The organism is Streptomyces sp. NPDC002138 (genome assembly GCF_040296485.1).
In the GTDB taxonomy this organism is placed as follows: domain Bacteria; phylum Actinomycetota; class Actinomycetes; order Streptomycetales; family Streptomycetaceae; genus Streptomyces.
The window spans coordinates 36,615-54,470 of record NZ_JBEOXE010000049.1 but is presented as its reverse complement, the minus strand read 5'-3'; the positions used below and the strand labels follow the sequence as shown (position 1 = coordinate 54,470).

The 17,856-nt window shown below is 73.2% G+C and carries 12 protein-coding genes and 1 pseudogene; 4 read left to right on the top strand and 9 right to left on the bottom strand.

The genetic code is table 11. The features are described 5' to 3' along the window. Positions 1-95 precede the first annotated feature (95 nt). Positions 96-593, top strand: a pseudogene (locus tag ABT084_RS27480) (hypothetical protein); the annotation flags it as partial. A gap of 79 nt (positions 594-672) precedes the next feature. On the opposite strand, the gene kstD reads toward ABT084_RS27480, so the two are convergent. Together kstD and ABT084_RS27470 are read right to left on the bottom strand one after the other, a co-directional pair. After that, positions 673-2,436, bottom strand: coding sequence for a 3-oxosteroid 1-dehydrogenase (kstD, locus tag ABT084_RS27475; RefSeq protein ID WP_502969211.1), 1,764 nt, complete (start codon positions 2,434-2,436; stop codon positions 673-675). A gap of 231 nt (positions 2,437-2,667) precedes the next feature. Next, a complete protein-coding gene (locus ABT084_RS27470) occupies positions 2,668-3,792 on the bottom strand; it encodes an aminoglycoside phosphotransferase family protein (RefSeq protein ID WP_351049196.1) in 1,125 nt (374 codons plus the stop codon). 230 nt (positions 3,793-4,022) lie between these two features. Here ABT084_RS27470 and ABT084_RS27465 point away from each other — a divergent pair, with 230 nt between their 5' ends. Next, positions 4,023-5,519 carry a DNA-binding protein NsdB gene (locus tag ABT084_RS27465; RefSeq protein WP_351049193.1) on the top strand — a complete coding sequence of 499 codons (1,497 nt, stop codon included), beginning with the start codon at positions 4,023-4,025 and terminating at the stop codon, positions 5,517-5,519. 150 nt (positions 5,520-5,669) lie between these two features. Here ABT084_RS27465 and ABT084_RS27460 read toward each other — a convergent pair whose 3' ends face one another. Then, on the bottom strand, positions 5,670-7,115 hold the full coding sequence (locus tag ABT084_RS27460; protein ID WP_351049190.1) for a PP2C family protein-serine/threonine phosphatase: 1,446 nt from the start codon (positions 7,113-7,115) through the stop codon (positions 5,670-5,672). Positions 7,116-7,292: 177 nt separating this feature from the next. Then, entirely contained in the window at positions 7,293-7,541 is a 249-nt protein-coding gene (locus tag ABT084_RS27455; protein ID WP_351049187.1) for an SCO4226 family nickel-binding protein, read from the bottom strand. Positions 7,542-7,916: 375 nt separating this feature from the next. On the opposite strand from ABT084_RS27455, the gene ABT084_RS27450 reads away from it, so the two are divergent. Further along, positions 7,917-8,522 carry a dihydrofolate reductase family protein gene (locus tag ABT084_RS27450; protein ID WP_351049185.1) on the top strand — a complete coding sequence of 202 codons (606 nt, stop codon included), beginning with the start codon at positions 7,917-7,919 and terminating at the stop codon, positions 8,520-8,522. Positions 8,523-8,585: 63 nt separating this feature from the next. Here ABT084_RS27450 and ABT084_RS27445 read toward each other — a convergent pair whose 3' ends face one another. Then, positions 8,586-8,927: a HopJ type III effector protein gene (locus tag ABT084_RS27445; RefSeq protein ID WP_351049183.1), complete on the bottom strand. Its 342-nt coding sequence runs from the start codon at positions 8,925-8,927 to the stop codon at positions 8,586-8,588. 136 nt (positions 8,928-9,063) lie between these two features. Here ABT084_RS27445 and ligA point away from each other — a divergent pair, with 136 nt between their 5' ends. Continuing rightward, entirely contained in the window at positions 9,064-11,151 is a 2,088-nt protein-coding gene (gene ligA, locus ABT084_RS27440) for an NAD-dependent DNA ligase LigA (protein ID WP_351049180.1), read from the top strand. A gap of 99 nt (positions 11,152-11,250) precedes the next feature. On the opposite strand, the gene ABT084_RS27435 is transcribed toward ligA, so the two are convergent. The 4 genes from ABT084_RS27435 to ABT084_RS27420 all read right to left on the bottom strand — a co-directional run bounded on the left by ABT084_RS27435 (position 11,251) and on the right by ABT084_RS27420 (position 17,748). Continuing rightward, positions 11,251-11,472 (bottom strand): DUF7489 domain-containing protein, encoded by a 222-nt coding sequence (locus ABT084_RS27435; protein WP_351049177.1) that lies wholly within the window; start codon positions 11,470-11,472, stop codon positions 11,251-11,253. A 70-nt stretch (positions 11,473-11,542) separates the two neighbouring features. Further along, entirely contained in the window at positions 11,543-12,664 is a 1,122-nt protein-coding gene (locus tag ABT084_RS27430; protein ID WP_351049175.1) for a serine/threonine-protein kinase, read from the bottom strand. A 264-nt stretch (positions 12,665-12,928) separates the two neighbouring features. Beyond that, on the bottom strand, positions 12,929-13,771 hold the full coding sequence (locus ABT084_RS27425; protein WP_351049172.1) for a PIG-L family deacetylase: 843 nt from the start codon (positions 13,769-13,771) through the stop codon (positions 12,929-12,931). 251 nt (positions 13,772-14,022) lie between these two features. Then, the gene (locus tag ABT084_RS27420) at positions 14,023-17,748 is read right to left on the bottom strand and encodes an nSTAND1 domain-containing NTPase (protein ID WP_351049169.1); all 3,726 of its coding nucleotides are present in this window, start codon (positions 17,746-17,748) and stop codon (positions 14,023-14,025) included. Positions 17,749-17,856 lie beyond the last annotated feature (108 nt).

Here is a 17,856-nt window from a genome sequence, read left to right as displayed (position 1 = left end):
CAACGACTGGGTGAAGTCGGTCTTCAGCTCCACCGTGGCCACCGGGAGCCCGTTGACGAAGAACACCAGGTCGATACTGCGCCGGTCGGCGGTCGTCCTTCCTCCGCCGCCGCAGCGCCGCCACCCCCGCCGGCCCGGACTTCGATGTCCTTGCCATGGACCCGGGCGACTGGCCGGGCAACCTCGGGGCCGGGCTGCTCCCCGCTCCCGACGGCAGCTGCCAGGGTGTCTTCCTGCGCTACGACCTCTTCGGCGGCCGCGGCCCCGCGATGATCATCGGAAACCTCCCCGAGGGCTCCCCGGCCCGGGAGCTCGCCGACAAGCAGGTCCCCTTCGAGGTGGCCCAGCTCCTCGACGCCCTCGAGAACGACGAGGACGTCGAGGTCACCGGCGCCGAGGACTGCCCCGTGATGCAGGGCGACAACCTCCTCATCGTCCGCAAGATCAAGCTGTCGGAGTCCCGGATCTCCTGCGTGCAGTTCGACCGCAGCGACAACGTGCTGGTCACCATCGCCAGCTGGGACCGCCCCATCACCGACGACCTCTACGCGCTGCTCAAGCCGCTGCCCCCGGAGCTGTTCCAGCAGGGCTGAGCGCCGCCCGGCCGCGTGGTCCCGGAGCCTCGGGGCCTCGGGGCCTCGGGGGCCACGGGACCCGCCCGGCCGCCCCGCGCTACGCGTCCGCGATGTCGTTGGCCGCCACGTAGCCGAAGGTCATCGCGGGACCGATGGTCGAGCCCGCCCCCGCGTAGCTGTGCCCCATCACGGCGGCGCTCGCATTGCCCGCGGCCCACAGACCCCGGACCACCGAGCCGTCCTCCCGCAGCGCCCGCGCCCGCTCGTCCGTCACGATCCCGCCCTTGGTGCCCAGGTCACCCGGGACGATCCTGAACGCGTAGAACGGCGGTGCCCACACCGGGGCCAGGCAGGAGTTCGGGTGCACCCCCGGGTCCGTGTAGTAGTGGTCGTAGGCCGTGTCGCCCCGGTGGAAGTCCGGGTCGGTCCCGCTCCACGCCTGCGCGTTGAACCGGTTGAGCGTGGCCCGCAGGGCGGCCGCCGGTACGCCGATCTGACCCGCCAGCGCGTCCCAGGACCACGCCTTCTTCGCCGCGCCCGCCTCGTACCAGGAGTCGGGAAAGACGATCGTGGGCAGGACGTCCTTGAACAGGTACTTGTTGCGGTAGTTCTGATCCACGATCAGCCAGGCCGGAATGTGCGAGCCCGGCGCGCCCCGGTCCTTCTCGTACATCACGTGCACCACATCGCTGTACGGCGCCGCCTCGTTGACGAACCGGGCTCCGGCCCCATTGACGATCAGCCCGCCGGGCAGGGTGCGTTCGGCCAGACAGAAGTACGGCTCGCCCGGCAGCGGGATCGTCGGGCCCCACCACGCTTCCTCCATCAACGCGAGCGCCGCCCCCGCCCGTTGGCCCGCCCGGATGCCGTCGCCGGTGTTCTCCTTCGCGCCCACCGTCCACTGGGTGCCGGTCGGCTGCTGCTGGTACTGCGCCCGCATCTGGGCGTTGTGCTCGAAGCCGCCCGAGCCGATGACCACGCCGCGCCGGGCCCGTACGACGCCCCGCGCGCCGTCCTTCTCCACGACGACCCCGGTCACCGCGCCGCCTTCCTGGACCAGGTCCACAAGGGGGCTGCTCCGCCAGAGCGGCACCCCGGCCCGCAGCAGCCCGGCCCGCAGTCCGGTGGCCAGGGCCTGGCCCATGGTCAGCGGCTTCTGCCCGAGGAGGGCGGCAGCCGTCCCGCGCGCCAGGCACTCGGTGGACACCGCCAGTCCCTTGGCGCTGACCGCGGCCAGGTTGAGCCACTTGTAGTCCTGGCTGAACACCACCATCCCGGCCGGGACCGGCATGTACGCCGGGTTCAGATGGGCCAGTTCGGCGCCCAGGACGTTCCCGTCGATCTGGTCCGGCTCGATCGAGCGCCCGTTCGGCAGCCCGCCGGGCAGGTTCGGGTAGTAGTCGCTGTAGCCGTCCATGAAGCGGAACCTCAGGGGGCTGTGGGCCATCACGAAGTCCAGCATCCGCGGCCCGTTCGCCAGGAACGCCTGGCGGCGCGCGGCCGGCACGCCGGGGCCCACGACCGCCGACAGGTACGCCTCGGCCTTCTCCGGGGTGTCCGGCACCCCCGCGCCCAGGATCACGGAATTGTTCGGCAGCCAGATGCCCGCGCCCGAACGCGCCGCGGAACCGCCGAAGGTGGGCGCCTTCTCGACCACCAGCACGCTCAGGCCGCGCCCGGCGGCGGTCAGCGCGGCGGTCATCCCGGACGCCCCCGAGCCGACCACGACGACGTCGTACTCGCCGAGCACGGGCGCGTCGGCGGCCCGCGCCGTGACGGACGACAGACCGGCGGCCAGCATCCCGGCGCCGGTGCCGGCCAGGACCGTACGCCGGGAAGGGGAGGTTGGGCTTGCGGACATGGGCAGGCTCCAGCGGTGTGGGGAGGAAGGGGCGGCTCTCCAGCATGTCTGATGCTGAGTCAGAAAAGGTGTTCGGGGGATCATGTGATGTCAAGGCATGCGCAGGGGTGGCGAGTGCGCCCGGAACGTGCGAAATCCCGTGGCGCGCACACCGGGTGTGCGCGCCACGGGATTTCGGGGAGCCCTGCCTGAGCCTTGCCCGAGCGGTCCGTCACCGCCCGGCGGGGGCCGTCAGCGCGTGCCCACCGCCGCCCGGACCGCCCTGCGGGCCATCCCGCAGTCGTCGTGCAGCCGGCGCAGCAGCAGCCGGTGCTCCTCGCCGCTCGACAGGGCGCCGGAGGGCAGCGGCTGGGCCGGGGCGGCCGAGGTGATCGACCGCTGGACCGCCGTCTCCGCCATCCGGATCTCCCGGGTCAGCACCAGCATCAGGTTGACCAGGAAGGCGTCCCGGGAGGCCGGGCCCGCCGACTGCGCCAGCCTGCTGATCTGCCCGCGGGCGGCCGGGGCGTCGCCCAGCACCGTCCACAGCGTCGCCAGGTCGTACCCGGGCAGGTACCAGCCCGCGTGCTCCCAGTCGAGCAGCACCGGCCCCGCGGGGGAGAGGAGCAGGTTCGACAGCAGCGCGTCACCGTGGTTGAACTGCGGCTGCACCCCGCCCATCTTCAGCCCGTGCAGCAGCTTCTGCAGGTCGCCGAGGTCCCGGTCGGTCAGCAGGCCCAGCTCGTGGTAGCGGGAGATCCGGGAGGCGTACTCCAGCGGCCGGCCGAACAGGTCGCCCGGCGGGCGCCACTGGTTGACCCGGCACACCGCGCCCAGCGCCGCCCGTACGTCGGCCCGCGGCGGGGCCTCGACCGGGTGCCGCTGCAGCGCGGCGACCCGGCCCGCCATCCGCTCCACGATCAGGACGCAGTTCTCGGGGTCCGCGGCGATCAGCCGGGGCACCCGGACCGGCGGGCGGTGCCGGACGAAGGCCCGGTACGACGCTATTTCGTGCCGGTACCGCTCGCGCCATTCGGGGGAGTGGTCCAGTAAAACCTTGGCGACGGCCGTCATCCGTCCTGTGGTTCCCACCAGGAGGACCGACCGGCCGCTGCGACGTAGCACCTGCACCGGCGCGAACTCCGGACAGATCCGCTGCACCGACGCGAGCGCGGTGCGCAGTTGCGCGCCCTGCGGGCCGGAGAGGTCGATTCTTCCGCTGATCGGCTGGGCCCCGTTGCCCGGCATCCGGCGGGCCCGTACGGCGGTCTGCGCCGCGTTCGAGGGACGGCCGGGTTCGAGGTAGGGGCCGCCGCCGGCCTGGAAGGTGCGGTGCGGCCGGGACGGCGCGGACACGGAGGACGTTGCTGCGTACATGATGATACGGATCCCTTCGTGCGCCGACGAGTTGCGTACGCCGCCCCGCTCGATCCCGTACATCACCCTGGGGAGTTCCGCCGGTGACCGGGTCGGGGAGGCGCATTCCTACCTGACACCCACCCGTGGGTGGCACACCATCTGGCGCACCCTGGCGAACCATGGCGAATAGTCGCTCGGCATCTGACGGGGGGCTACTGTCAACTCAGCCGAGAACCTGGGGGCTTGACGTGAGCAAAGGACCCAACACCCGCCTGTCCGATCTTTTCGGGCTCGCCGGGTGGTCCAAAGGCGAACTCGCGAGGATGGTCAACCGGCAGGCGGCGGCCATGGGCCACCACCAGCTGGCCACCGACACCTCGCGGGTACGGCGCTGGATCGACGTGGGGGAGACCCCGCGCGAACCGGTGCCGACCGTACTGGCAGCCCTGTTCACCGAGCGGCTCGGTCGTGTCGTGACCATCGAGGACCTCGGGTTCGTACGGCAGCGGCGCACCTCGGCACGGCAGCAGGACGGGGCGAAGGAGAACCCCGACGGCTTGCCCTGGGCGCCCGAACGCACGGCCGCGGTCCTCACCGAATTCACGGGAATGGACCTCATGCTCAACCGACGCGGTCTGATGGGCGCGGGTGCCGTGCTCACCGCCGGCTCCGCCCTCACCCACGCCATGCACGACTGGCTGCACTCCGACCCCCAGCCCGCCATCCCCGCGCCACGCTTCGGCGGCGACGGATTCCAGGCCGACCCGGCGGGCTACGACCGCTACGAGGCCGCGCCCATCGGCTCACAGGAGATCGAAGCGCTGGAGCGCTCCGTGGACGTCTTCCGGGCCTGGGACGCCTCCCGGGGCGGCGGTCTCCAGCGCAAGGCCGTCGTGGGCCAGCTCAACGAGGTGGGCGGCATGCTCGCCTACCACCACCCCGACCACCTCCAGCGCAGGCTCTGGGGGGTGGCGGCCAACCTGGCGGTCCTGGCGGGATGGATGTCGCACGACGTCGGCCTCGAACCCACCGCCCAGAAGTACTTCGTCATCGCCGCGCACGCGGCCCGCGAGGGCGGCGACCGGCCGCGGGCCGGCGAGGCCCTCTCGCGGGCGGCGCGCCAGATGGTCCACCTGGGCAAGCCCAACGAGGCCCTCGACCTGATGAAGCTGGCCCAGTCCGGCTCGGGCGAGGAGACCCTGCCGCGCACCCGGGCCATGCTGCACACCATCGAGGCGTGGGCACAGGCCGCTATGGGCAAGGGGCAGGCGATGCGCCGTACCCTCGGCGAGGCCGAAGACCTGTTCGTCTCCGACAAGAGCGATGTGCCGCCGCCCAGTTGGATGCAGCACTTCGACGAGGCCGACCTGCACGGCATGCAGGCGCTGGCCTACCGCACCCTCGCCGACCACGATCCGAGCGCCGCGCCGATCGCCCAGCGGCACGCCCGCGAGGCGCTGCGGCTGCGCGCCTCCGGGCACCAGCGCTCGCAGATCTTCGACTACATCTCGATGGCGTCGGCCTGCTTCCTGGCCGACGACCCGGAGCAGGCCGACCGGTACGCGCGCCTCGCGCTGGTCTCCATGAACGAGACCTCCTCGCACCGCACGTGGGACCGGCTGCGCGAGATGTACCGGCTCACCGGGCAGTACTCCGGCTACGGGCGCATCGAGGACCTGCGCCAGGAGATCAAGTCGGCCCTGCCGACGAGTCCGACCCGGAGGAGCCGCGGGACCCAGGTCTGACGTGCGGCGGCGACCCGACGTACGGCGGCGACCCGACGTAAGGACCAGCCGCTACGCACGCACCAGACGGACGCTACGCACGCACCGGAAAGGCCGCGCCACGGCGCGGCCCCGAACACCGACCCTCAGGCGGCCTTCAGGCGGTACGACTCACTCCCCGACCCGGGCGACCAGCACGCAGGCGTCGTTCTCGCGCCCGGACGCGTCGAACTCCTCGATGACCGCCCGTACGCAGTCCTGCGCCGAGCGGGCCGCCGCGAACCGCGGCGCGAGCGCCAGCAGGCGCTCGGGTCCGTCCGCACGGCCGAACTCGATGCTGCGCGGCGTCAACCCGTCCGTGTGCAGGACGAGTACGTCGCCCGGCTCGATCCGCTCCTCGCGCTGCCCGTAGGCCGTTCCGGAGGTCGCGCCCAGCAGGACGCCCTCCGGCGGCTGCAGGGCGCGGCCGCGGCCGCCCCGGAAGAGCAGCGGGGCCGGGTGACCGGCCTGGGCCCAGGAGAGCACCCGGCGCGCCGGGTCGTAACTGCAGCAGACGGCGGAACCGAGCGCGGGCTGGACCGAGGTCTCCAGGAGCTGGTTCAGCCAGCCCATCAGCGGGCCCGGCTCGATCCCGGCCATCGCCATGCCGCGCAGCGCGCCGAGCATCATCGCCATCCCGGAGGCGGCGGTCACCCCGTGCCCGGTCAGGTCACCGACCGTCAGCAGGGAGCGTCCGTCGGGGAGTTGCATCGCGTCGTACCAGTCGCCGCCGATCAGGGCGCTGGTCGCGGAGGGGAGGTAGTGGGCGGCCACGTCGAGCGCGCCCGCGGCGGTCTGCGGAAAGCGCGGGGAGCCGCCCCACGGGGGGAGGACCGCCTCCTGCATCTCCACCGCCAGGCGGTGCTCGCTCTGGGCGATCTGCCGCTGGCGCTGGAGCGAATCACGGGACTCGCGCACCGCGCGCTCGCTGCGCCGCAGGTCGCTCACATCGCGCAGCACGGCCCACATGGACGCCGTACAGCCGTCGGACTCGTCCAGGACCGGCTCGCCGCGCATGTGCAGGGTGCGGACCCGGCCGTCCGCGCGGACGATGCGGAACTCGCCGTCGATGGCCTTGCCGTCGACCAGACAGGCCGTCACCATCGCGGTGAGCAGGGGCTGGTCCTCGGTGAACAGGGTGGAGCCCAGCTCGTCCAGGGAGAGGGGGCCGGCCTCCGGCGAGCGGCCGAAGATCAGGAACAGCTCGTCGGACCAGCTGACCTCGTCGGTGAGCAGGTTCCACTCGGCGCTGCCGACCCGGGTCTGCTGGGCTTCGGCACCGGTCTCCGGCGCGGGCTGATGGAGCGCCTCGGCGGCGGGCTCGGGGGCGGGGGCCGGGACGGCGGGAAGGCCTTCCTTGAGCTGCCCCAAGTGCTCGCCCAGGTCGTCGAGTTGGTGCACCGCCAGATCGCACAGCGCGCGCTGCCAGCGGCCCTGCGCGTCATCGTCGTCCACGACCGTGTCGCGGCGCACCGCGTCCACGTCTCCGCGCAACCGCCGGGTCTGCGTGATCAGCGCGTCCACCGACCCTGGCCGGGGCGGCTGCGCGGGACGGTCCGCGAACGGGTGGGACGGCATGAGAACTCCGATACAGGCGCGGCACGGCCAAGTCTGAAGGAAGGACCGGTTACGACTGTTGCACAGACGGCAATGGGCTGTAAGCCGTTTGGCAACATCAGCGCCGTTCCTGCCCCCGTCATATGCCAAGGGCCTCCCGTCCCCCCCTTGGCTGTACGAACAGTTCCGGTCAAGCCGTCAGACGCTGAGTGGAACCGGGTGGATCTCACTGGCCGGGTGCCCGGCCCGCTCGTGGATCCGCTGGACCGCTTCGGCCGAGGGGGCCTCGGACAGGCAGTACACCGTGCCCGACGCGGGGTCGGCCCAGGCGCGCTCGAAGCGCACTCCCTCTTCGGCCTGGATCTCGAGGTCCGCCTGGTGGGCCGCCGAGAGCTGCTCCTCGGTGATGCCGTGCATGCCCTGGTGGACGTCCATGTACAAGCTCACCTCGCTGCACCTCCTCCTGTCCTGTGTGCCCGGTGGTGTCCGGCGCTGCTTCTTCCATGGTCCGCCCGAGCGCGTCGTGCGGCGCGGCGCGGCGTCGCGCGGCGCGGCGTCACGCGGCCGGAAACCGACGGGTCGGCGGCGAGCGGTCGATCGTACGGCCGAGGTGTACGAAGGCGGATGCGCGGGCGGACGCGTACGAGGGCTCCCGTCGCGCACCCCGAACGAATGACCCCGCATTGCGCCGCGACGTCCCGGAGCGCGCCGCGATCGTTACTCCGCGTGTCGGTAATGAGCCGGATGGGGCGTCCGCCGATGAGTTTCCGGCGGTCGCGCGGTCCACCCCTTCGACGTCCACCCACGACAAAGGGGCCCACCATGCGCAAGATCATCGTTTGCACGTTCCTGACGCTCGACGGCGTGATGCAGGCGCCGGGAGGTCCGGACGAGGACGCGGCGAGCGGCTTCGAGCACGGCGGCTGGCAGAAAGCGGTGAGCGACGAGGAGGTCGGCGCGGGCATCGCCGATTGGTACCGGCACTCCGACGCGATGCTGCTCGGCCGCAAGACGTACGAGATCTTCGCCTCGTACTGGCCGCGGGCCGATCCCGCCAACCCGTTCACCGACCGGATGAACAGCACGCGCAAGTACGTGGCGTCTCGGACCCTGACGTCCGTCGAGTGGCAGAACTCCACCCTGCTGGAGGGCGACGTCGTCGATGCCGTGCGCACCTTGAAGGCGTCCGACGGCGGCAACATCAACGTCGTCGGCAGCGGCGACCTCGCCCAGACCCTCATGCGGCACGACCTCGTCGACGAGTACCGGCTGACCATCCACCCGGTGATCATCGGCACCGGCAAGCGGCTGTTCGCCGACGGAGCGATCCCCAGCGCGCTGGAGCCGGTCAGCGTCTCGACGACGAAGGGCGGCACGGTCCTCGGCATCTACCGGCCGAGCGGCAAGCCCGGCTACGACAGCTACTAGGCGTGCGCTACCAGCCGTGTGCCGAGACGGCCGGACTCACCCCGCTGCCGGCACCGTGCCCGCTCAGCCCTTGCGGGCCAACGGCTGCCCGGCGAAGCTCACCCCTGCCAGGCCGTGGGCCACGAGGTTGCGAATGTTGCCGTGATCAGTGTCGTCCGGCGTCGCCAGCACGCTGCGGTAGTGCTCGCCGAACGCCAGCAGGGCCTCCTGGTCGCTCAGCCCTTCGAGCAGGGCCAGCCCCAGCGTCTTGCAGGACCCCTCGTTCTCACCGGCGGCATTCGTCAGCTCGCCGTTGCGGAACGCCTGCGGCTGGTACTCGTAATGCGCGGCGACGAAGGCCAAGGTGTCGGCGAACTCGTGCTCACCCGACGCAAGGCTCGCCCGCAGCGAGTTCAGATCAGTCATGTCGGCTCCCCTGGGTTGGACAGACGATCCGATTGCCGTCCGTGACCGGACGACCCTATCCCCCCTGTGGGGTCGGGCAGGGGGCGGGCCGGGTCGGGCAGGGCCGTTGTCAGTGCCGGGCACGATGATGACCTTCATGACCGAAAACAGTTCCCCGCTGCTCTCCCCCGCCGCCTACACGGAGGCCGTGACCACCGCCGTGGCGGCGTCGGCCGCGTACTACGGCGACGGGACCACCCCGCTCGGTGACGACGAGTACGACGGGCTGCTGCGCGCCATCGCGGCCTACGAGGAGGCCCACCCGGACGAGGTGCTCGCCGAGTCGCCGACCGGGAAGGTGGCGGGCGGGGCCGTGCAGGGCGACGTGCCGCACTCGGTGCCGATGCTCTCCCTCGACAACGTCTTCGACGCCGACGAGCTCGCGGAGTGGGCCGCGGGGCTGGAGCGGCGTCTCGGGCACCCCGTGGCCGCGTGGTGTGTGGAGCCGAAGCTCGACGGCCTCGCGGTGGCCGCCCGGTACCGCGGTGGCCGGCTCGTTCAGGTCCTCACCCGCGGCGACGGCCTGGCCGGCGAGGACATCACCCACGCCGCCGACGCCGTCCTCGGTCTGCCGCCGGTCCTCACCCGGCCGATCGACGTCGAACTGCGCGGCGAGGTGCTGCTGACGACCGCGCAGTTCGAGGAGGCCAACCGGATCCGGCTGGCCCACGAGGCCCCGCCCTTCGCGCACCCGCGCAGCGGAGCGGCGGGCACCCTGAGGGCCAAGGACCGCCCCTACCGGATCGAGCTGACCTTCTTCGCCTACAGCGCGATCGGCCTGGACGGCCTCGGCCACGTCGCTCTGCTGGAGGAGCTGGCCGCGCTCGGCGCGAACACGGCCGCCGCGACGGCCGCCGCCCCGATGCGATGCGAGACCGTGGAGCAGGTACAGGAACGCATCGACGTGATCGCCGGCCTGCGCGGAGACCTTCCGTTCGGCATCGACGGTGTCGTCGTGAAGGCCGACACGGCCGAGGACCAGCGGCAGGCAGGCAACGGCTCGCGCGCCCCGAGGTGGGCGGTGGCCCGGAAACTGGCGGCCGAACACAAGGTGACGCGCCTGCTGGCGGTGGAGTGGAACGTCGGCCGGACCGGGATCATCGCCCCGCGCGCCGTCCTGGAGCCCGTGGTCATCGACGGCGTAACGGTCACCTACGCCACGCTGCACAACCCGTCCGACATCACCCGCCGCGGGCTCATGATCGGCGACCAGGTGTTCGTGTACCGGGCGGGCGACGTGATCCCGCGGGTCGAGGCCCCGCTGGCCGACCAGCGCACCGGCGCCGAGACCCCGATCCTCTTCCCCGAGACGTGCCCCCGCTGTGGCGACGCGATCGACACCTCCGAGCAGCGGTGGAGATGCGTGCGCGGCCGCAGCTGCCAGGCCGTGGCCTCGGTGATCTACGCGGCGGGCCGGGACCAGCTCGACATCGAAGGTCTCGGCGGCACGCGCGCGATCCAGCTGGTGGAGGCCGGTCTGGTCAAGGACGTCGCCGACCTGTTCACGCTGACCCGCGAGCAGCTCCTCGGCCTGGACCGGATGGGCGAGACCAGCGCCGCCAACCTCCTGGCCGCGATCGAGACCGCCCGCGGCGCCGCCCTGAACCGCGTGTTCTGCGCCCTCGGCGTCCGTGGCACGGGGCGCACGATGTCCCGCCGGATCGCCGCGCACTTCGGCTCGATGACCGCGATCCGGGCGGCCGACGCGGACACGCTGGCCGAGGTCCCCGGCATCGGCACCGAGAAGGCCCGCGTCGTCGCGGCCGAGCTCGCCGAGCTCGCCCCGCTCCTCGACAAGCTCCAGGCCCAGCAGGTCGGCACCCAGATCACCGCGCCGCAAAAGCCCGCGCCGGACGCGACCGACGCGAACGACACGAACGACGCGGCCGCCGCGGCCGACGGCGCCGACGGCGAGGCCCCGGCGGGCGGCCCGCTGGCCGGACAGGCCGTCGTGGTCACCGGCTCCATGACCGGCCCCCTCGCGGTGCTGTCCCGGAACGAGATGAACGAGCTGATCGAACGGGCCGGCGGAAAGGCATCCTCGTCGGTATCCAAGCGCACCACCCTCCTGGTGGCGGGCGAAAAGGCCGGCTCCAAGCGCACCAAGGCCGAGGAACTGGGCATCCGCATCCTCACCCCCGAAGACTTCGCCGCCCTCGTCGCCGACCTCCTCCCCACTGCCTAGACCGACTTACTCGGTTTCCGGCGGGAACGGGCGGCGACGGCGCAAGCACGGCGGTTGGCCCTCCACCTCCACTCACCGCCACGAACGCGACGATGTCGGTTACGCCTTGGCGGGGTCCGCGTCGGGGCGCTTGACGATCCGGTCGCCGACCGTGAGTGACTTCCAGAGCCGACGGCCGATCCGGATTTTGATGGTCGCACCGTCGGTGAGGTGGACCTCGATGAAGTGGTACATGTTTGAACCGTCGAGCAGTCCTCGGGACAGGGCGGTGACGACGCCCTCCCACGAGTCCTCGCGTCCGGCTTGGTGTGATCGCGACATGCTTCGGAGTCTACGAAGAGCGGCGGGCCGCTCCCCAGGGCCGCGGATCCCCTCTTGGACGGTACATATGTCATGGGAGTGGAACCGCGGGCGGATCATGGATGGCGGCAGCGACCGCCGGGGGCGTTCGCGGGCGGCGTGCACTGGTACCCGTCATCGCCCTGGTCGTTACTGAGGCAGCGGCCGATGCACTCGTTGGCGGTGGTACGGCCCCTCTGCGCGCAGAAGGTGAGGGCCGCCCGGCCGTCGGTGAACGGGCCGGGGCGTAGATCACCCAGTAGCCGGGCCGGAGGGAGGCGTAGTCCTCGCTGCGCAGCACGCCGGCCTCCGGGACCACGGCGTGGACCGCCGCCAACCGCTGGTCGCGGGCCGCGATGCCGGTGCTCTCCGGCTCGGAGTAGAGCTGGGCGATCCAGCGGCCGGCGCCGGGTGCCGGATCGTCACCACCGGGCACGATGGCGGCCGGGACGCGCGGCCGCGTACCGGCCGGGGTGTCCGTCGCGCCCGGTGAGCCAGCGGTACCCGCGCTGGAGCCGGGAGCGGGGGCGGGGCCGGGTGGGGGAGTCGCGGAGGGCGAACCGGGGACCGTGGAGACCACGGAGACCTTCGGTGCGGCCGCGCCCCTCCCGTCGCCGTGCCCGCCCCCGCCCGGCCTGAACAGGGTGTACCTGCCGATCCCGATCAGCGCCAGGGCCGTCACGGCGGCCACTGCGGCGAGCGCGGTGGCCTTCCGTCGGCGAGCCGGTCCGGGCTCGTGGGGTTCACGGCCGCTCAGGGGGCCGATGGTGGGCAGTGCGTCCCGGGGCGTCGCCGCGTGCGGCGGCGAAGGCACGGGAGTGGACGGCGGCGGGGGCGGCAGCGGCCGCGGTGGCGGGCCGAACCGGGCGGCGGACGGCGGTCGGCCGGACACGGGCGAAGCACCGGCAGGTGAGGTGGGCGCCCGGTCGACGCGGGTGGGCTCCGGCGGTACGGCGGTGCCGGCGTCCGGGGCGACGGCGGCCAGCAGCCCGTCCCGCCCCTCCGCCGCGGGCCGCTCGGCCGGGTCGCGGACCAGCAGCTCGGCCAGTACGGCGGCCAGTGGTCCGGCCCTGAGCGGTACCGGCACCGGCTCCTCGAGGACTGCGGCCAGGGTGGCCAGGGTGGTGGAGCGGCGCATCGGGCTGACGCCTTCCACGCACACGTACAGCATCATGCACATCGGTCAACTCGCCGGCCCGGGCTGCCGAAGCACCGACCCGCCACGACCCGTCGGCCTCACGGACGGTGAAGCTCAGCGGGAACGCGCCCGATCCCGTCCGACGCTGTTGACGCTGAAGGCCCCGTCGCGCCCGACCTCGATCATTGCCGCATCCCCCTCCGTATGCCCCTGCGAACCCCCACGTCACACGCCAATTTGACCCGAGGGAGCGGCCTGCGCTGTCCGGACAGCGCAGGCCGCTCCCTCGGGCGGGCGGGGTCAGCGCAGTCCGGCGAAGAGATCGCTCTCGGGTGTGGCCGCCCCGGTGGTGTCCTTGACCCGTACGAAGGTCTCCGTGCCCATCAGTTCGCCGAACTTCTCCTTGCCCATCTTGAGGAAGAAGATGTTCTCGCCCTGACTGGCGTGCGCGGCCAGCGCGTCGAACTTCTGGCCGCTGAACGCGAGGGTGTCCACCCAGGTGGTGATCTCCTCGTCGGGCAGGCCGATTTTGGCCATGGCGGCGGCCTCGGCCGGATCCGGCTCCGGCATGTCCTCCATGTCCTCGTGCAGCTCGCGCATGAGCTCGCCGAACCGCTGCATCATCGAGCGGGGCATCGTCGTCCAGTACACCTTCGGTGTCAGCTCGGTCATCTCCAGCGCTGCCATCGTGATGCGGTGGGCCTGGATGTGGTCGGGGTGGCCGTAGAAGCCGTTCTCGTCGTACGTGACGACCACATCGGGCCGGTAGTGCCGCATGAGTTCGGCGAGCCGGGCGGCGCCCGTCTCCACGGGGGTCTGCCAGAAGGAGTCGGGGGCGTCGTTGCTCGGCCAGCCCATCATGCCGGAGTCGGCATAGTCCAGCAGCTCCAGGTCGCTGATCTTCAGGACGTCACAGCTGGCCTCGAGTTCCTGACGGCGCATCAAGGCGACGGCCGCCGGATCGTGCCCGGGTTCGCCCGGCTTGATGCCGCCGGGTCCGTCACCGCAACCGCCGTCGGTACAGGTCACCAGGACCGTGCGGATGCCCTCCGCCGCGTAGCGCGCGAGGACGCCTCCGGTGCCGGTGGCCTCGTCGTCGGGGTGGGCGTGTACCGCCATGAGGGTCAAGGGCCGGTCAGTCATGGAAAGGTCCTCCTGTAGAAGTACGTCTTGATCCGGTGCGCGGCGGGTGCCGCGACACCGGGGCCGCCGGGCGCCAGCCACTCGGTTGGTGCAACTGTTCCGACCGGACCAGCTGTTCCCGGTCGGCGCGGCCACTTGATCCTCCGGGCTCCCGGGCTCGGTTGCGGCACGGCGGCGAGGCTCCGGTGCGTACGGGCGGCTGCCGGGGCGGTCGTGGCCGCGCGGGCCAGGCAAGATCCGAAAGAGACGGCCTACGGGCAGGAGGCCCGGTACGGCACCGAGGGCAGGTGCTCCGCCCACTGCTCCCGGGTCAGGCCCCGCCCCGCCGACCGGCAGATACCGGCCGCGGCGGGGCCGGGGTCGAGCGGCCAGCGGGCCACGCGGCCGTCCTCGGCGCCGGAGAGGAGGGCGCCGTCGGCGGTGAAGGCCAGGGCCCGGATCCGCCCCGTGTGACCGGTGAGGGTGGCCAGCCTGCTCCGCGTCGCGACGTCCCAGACCATCACCGTACCGTCGTCGCCGGCCGAGGCGAGCCGCCGCCCGTCCCGGCTGAAAGCGAGCGTCTGGACGGCCGCACTGTGCCCCTTCAGCAGCGCGGTCTGCCGACCGGTCCGGCCGTCGCGCAGCGCCACCGTACGGCCGTCGCCGGAGGTGGCCAGCACGCTGCCGTCCGGGCTGAGCGCCAGTGCCTGCACCGCGCCCTGACCGGTGTCGTCGCGGCGCAGCAGCGCCCCCGAGGCCGCGTCCCAGCTGGTCAGTTTGCCCGACGGCCCCACGCCCAGCAGCCGGTCCCCCGAGGGGAGGAAGGCCACCGCCGTGGCCAGCCGGGAGGCGTAGCGCGCCGTGACGTCCACCGGCGCGGCCGGGGTGCCGACGTCCCAGGCGAAGAGGCCGAGCGCCGCCACCACCAGCAGCCTGCCCCCGGGTGCGAAGGCGATGCCGGTCGCGGAGCCGAAGCCGAACGGGCCCAGCGGCTCGCCCAGCCTGCGGTGCTCCGTCGTGTCCCAGAGGGTGACCAGGCGGTTGCGGCTCACCGCGGCCAGGAGCCGGCCGTCCGGGCTGAAGGTGATCGCGGCCACCTCGTCCTGATGGCCGTCCAGCACGGCGACCGGCTTTCCGGCGCGGTCCCAGAGCCGCACGGCGCCGTCGCTCCCGGCCGTCGCCACGGTGGCGCCGTCGGGGCTGACCCGGACATCGGTCACCTTCGCGCTGAAGCCGCCGAACGGCTCGGCCGCCAGATCGTGCACCACGATGGTGCCGTTGTAGCCGGCGGAGGCCACCATGGCGCCGTCCCGGCTGAGCGCCACCGACACCGTCTCGCTGCGCCCCCGGTCCGGGTACGAGCCGAGCGCCACACCGCGCCGGAAGTCCCAGAGGTGCACGGTCCCCGCCTCGTCCGCCACCGCTATGCGGTCCCCGGCCGGTGCGGAGGGCGTCCATGCGTACGAGGCCGTCAGCGCCGGTGGCGCGATCGCCGCCGGGGCCGGGCCGCTCAGGTCCCACAGGCTCAGGCCGTGGTCGTCGGCCGAGGCCGCCAGGATCCGCCCGCTCGCGCCGAAGGCCACCGAATCGGAACGGGCGGCGGCCAGTTGGGCGATCCGTCGGCCGGTTCCGACCTCCCACACCTGCGGTCCGTCGGCGCCGGAGGCGGAGACCAGCAGACCCCCGTCCGGGCTGAAGGCCAGCGAGGTGACCTGGGCGGGGCCGGCCGCGACGACCGTACGGGCGCCGGTGGAGAGATCGTGCAGCACGATCGAGCCGCCCGCCGCGCCGACCGCCACCAGGCGCCCGTCCGCGCTGAATGCCATGCCCCGGCCCCCGCCGTCCTCCACCAGCCGGGTGACCTGGCGGCGCTGCGCCACGTCCCAGACGATCACCGAGCCGGACGTGCCGTCGATCCCCGACGAGGCCAGCAGCCGCCCGTCCCCGCTGAACCGCACCTGCTGCATCAGGCCCTGGCCGCCCGCGAGCTCGGCCACCTCGGTACCGGTCGCCGGGTTCCAGAGGGTCACCGATCCGGCGCCCCCGGCCGAGGCGAGCAGCGTGCGGTCCGGGTTGAAGTCGACGGCGTACACGGGCACGCCGGGGGTGCCGAACTCGGTGCGGCGGGGCACGGCGGCGGCGCTCAGGACGGCGCCCCGGGTCTCGGCGTCCGGGTGCATCCGGGCGGCCGTCACCGCCAGCAGCCCCGCGAGCGCCGGGTCGCTCCCCAACAACGAGCGGGACTTCAGGGCCAGTTCCCCGGCCAGGGCGGCCGTCTGGCGCCGCTGGGCGTCCTGACGCTGACTGAACGCCAGGGCGCCGCCGAGCAGCGCCAGGACCAGCAGCACCGCCGTGCAGGCGACCAGCCGCTGCAGCAGGCGGGTCCGGCGCCGCCCCGCCGCCCGCTCGGCCGCCGCCAGCTCCGCACCCGCCCGCAGGTACTCCGTCTCCCACTGGTTGGCCTCGCCCGGGTGCTCCGCGGCCCAGGCCCGCGCGGTCTGCAGCTGGGTGCCCCGGTAGAGCGCCCCGGGATCCCGGCCGAGCGCCTGCCAGTGCTGGGCGGCATCGGTCAGCCGCCGGTGCACGAGCAGGCTCGCGCGGTCGTCGGTCAGCCAGCGGTGCAGCCGGGGCCACGCCCGGATCAGGGCCTCGTGGGCGAGCTGGACGACCTCCCCGTCCAGCACGATCAGCCGGGCCCCGGCCAGCAGTTCCAGTACCTCGTCGAGCGCGTCGTCGGCGGCCAGGCCGGACAGTTCGGCGCGGGCGATCGGCCGGCGGGTGTCCTCGGTGCCCTCGCCCAGAGCGGCCAGCCGGAGGAAGATCCGCCGGGCGAGGTCCTGCTGCGGCCCGAGCCGCTGGTACGCCCCTTCCGCCGTCTGCGCCAGAGCGCCGCGCACACCGCCGCAGGCCCGGTAGGTGGCCGCAGTGAGCTCCTCGCCGGTGCGCTGGTGCCAGGTCTCCAGCAGTGCGTGGGAGACCAGCGGCAACGAGCCCGGCTGCTCGGCCGCGTCCGCCAGGACGACCGCCGCGAGCTCCGGGTCCAGCCGCATCCCGGCCCGCGCGGCCGGCCGCACCACGATCTCGCGCAGCTCGGCCTGCGAGGGCGGCCCCAGCAGGATCTGGGCCTCGTCGCGCAGGGCCTCGGTCAGCCCGGGGTGCCGGGTGACGCGGCCCAGGAAGTCGGCTCGTACCCCGAGGGCGACCGTGGTCCGCCGGCCAGGACCGTGCGTCGCGTCCAGCAGGGCGTCGACGAAGCGGAACGCCTCCGTCTCGTCGGTGCAGAGGGTGAAGAGCTCCTCGAACTGGTCGACCACCAGCAGCAGCCGCGTCTCGGCCGGGCCCGCTGCCAGCGCGCCGCGCACGGCGATGTCCAGGGCGGCCGGATCGGCCGTCAACTCCTCGTACAGCCGCCCGGCGTCACCGCCGGACAACTTCGCCACCTGGTCGGACAACTCCCGCACCGGGTGAGACGTCGGGGTCATCAGGACGGTCCGCCAACGGCTCGCGGCGCCCCCGCCCGCTTCCAGCCCGCCGACCAGCCCGGCCCGCAGCAGCGAGGACTTCCCGCTGCCGGAGGCCCCGAACAGCCCGACCAGGGGCAGCCGTTCGACCCGCTCGCGCAGCCGCCCGGCCATCTCCGAACGGCCGAAGAACCACAGGGCGTCCTCGGGCTGGAAGGCCGCCAGACCCTGGTACGGGCACGGCTGCGCCGCGCTCTCGCGCGCCGTCTCACCCCCGGCGTCGGCCGCCGCCTCCCACCGCGTCCGCCACTCCGCCTCATCGCCCCCGCAGGCCGTCGCGTAGGCCAGCGTGACCTCCAGCGACGGCAGCCGTCTGCCCTTGGCGGCCTCGGCGAGCGTGCTGGCGGAGTAGTGGACGCGCTGGGCCATCACCCGGTAACCGGGACGCCCGGCCCGCTCCCGCAGCTCGCGCAGCCCGGCTGCCAGGAGCGCCGTCCGGCCGCCGTCCGGGTCGAGCGGCTTTTCCGGACGGCCCACGCCCAACCCCCTGTTGACCACGGTTGTTTGTCCGGCACCCAGGCCCCTGCCGGACAAACCCTGGGCCGATTAGACAGGGTGTCGCAGCGGCTGTCCAGGCCGCTCCCA

Bases quoted from the DNA above. Each gene is read 5' to 3' on its own strand.
- ABT084_RS27460 (WP_351049190.1), bottom strand. From the start codon at position 7,115: ATGCCGTCCCACCCGTTCGCGGACCGTCCCGCGCAGCCGCCCCGGCCA.
- ABT084_RS27425 (WP_351049172.1), bottom strand. From the start codon at position 13,771: ATGACTGACCGGCCCTTGACCCTCATGGCGGTACACGCCCACCCCGAC.
- ABT084_RS27435 (WP_351049177.1), bottom strand. From the start codon at position 11,472: ATGTCGCGATCACACCAAGCCGGACGCGAGGACTCGTGGGAGGGCGTC.
- kstD (WP_502969211.1), bottom strand. From the start codon at position 2,436: ATGTCCGCAAGCCCAACCTCCCCTTCCCGGCGTACGGTCCTGGCCGGC.
- ABT084_RS27445 (WP_351049183.1), bottom strand. From the start codon at position 8,927: ATGACTGATCTGAACTCGCTGCGGGCGAGCCTTGCGTCGGGTGAGCAC.
- ABT084_RS27470 (WP_351049196.1), bottom strand. From the start codon at position 3,792: ATGTACGCAGCAACGTCCTCCGTGTCCGCGCCGTCCCGGCCGCACCGC.
- ABT084_RS27430 (WP_351049175.1), bottom strand. From the start codon at position 12,664: ATGATGCTGTACGTGTGCGTGGAAGGCGTCAGCCCGATGCGCCGCTCC.
- ligA (WP_351049180.1), top strand. From the start codon at position 9,064: ATGACCGAAAACAGTTCCCCGCTGCTCTCCCCCGCCGCCTACACGGAG.
- ABT084_RS27450 (WP_351049185.1), top strand. From the start codon at position 7,917: ATGCGCAAGATCATCGTTTGCACGTTCCTGACGCTCGACGGCGTGATG.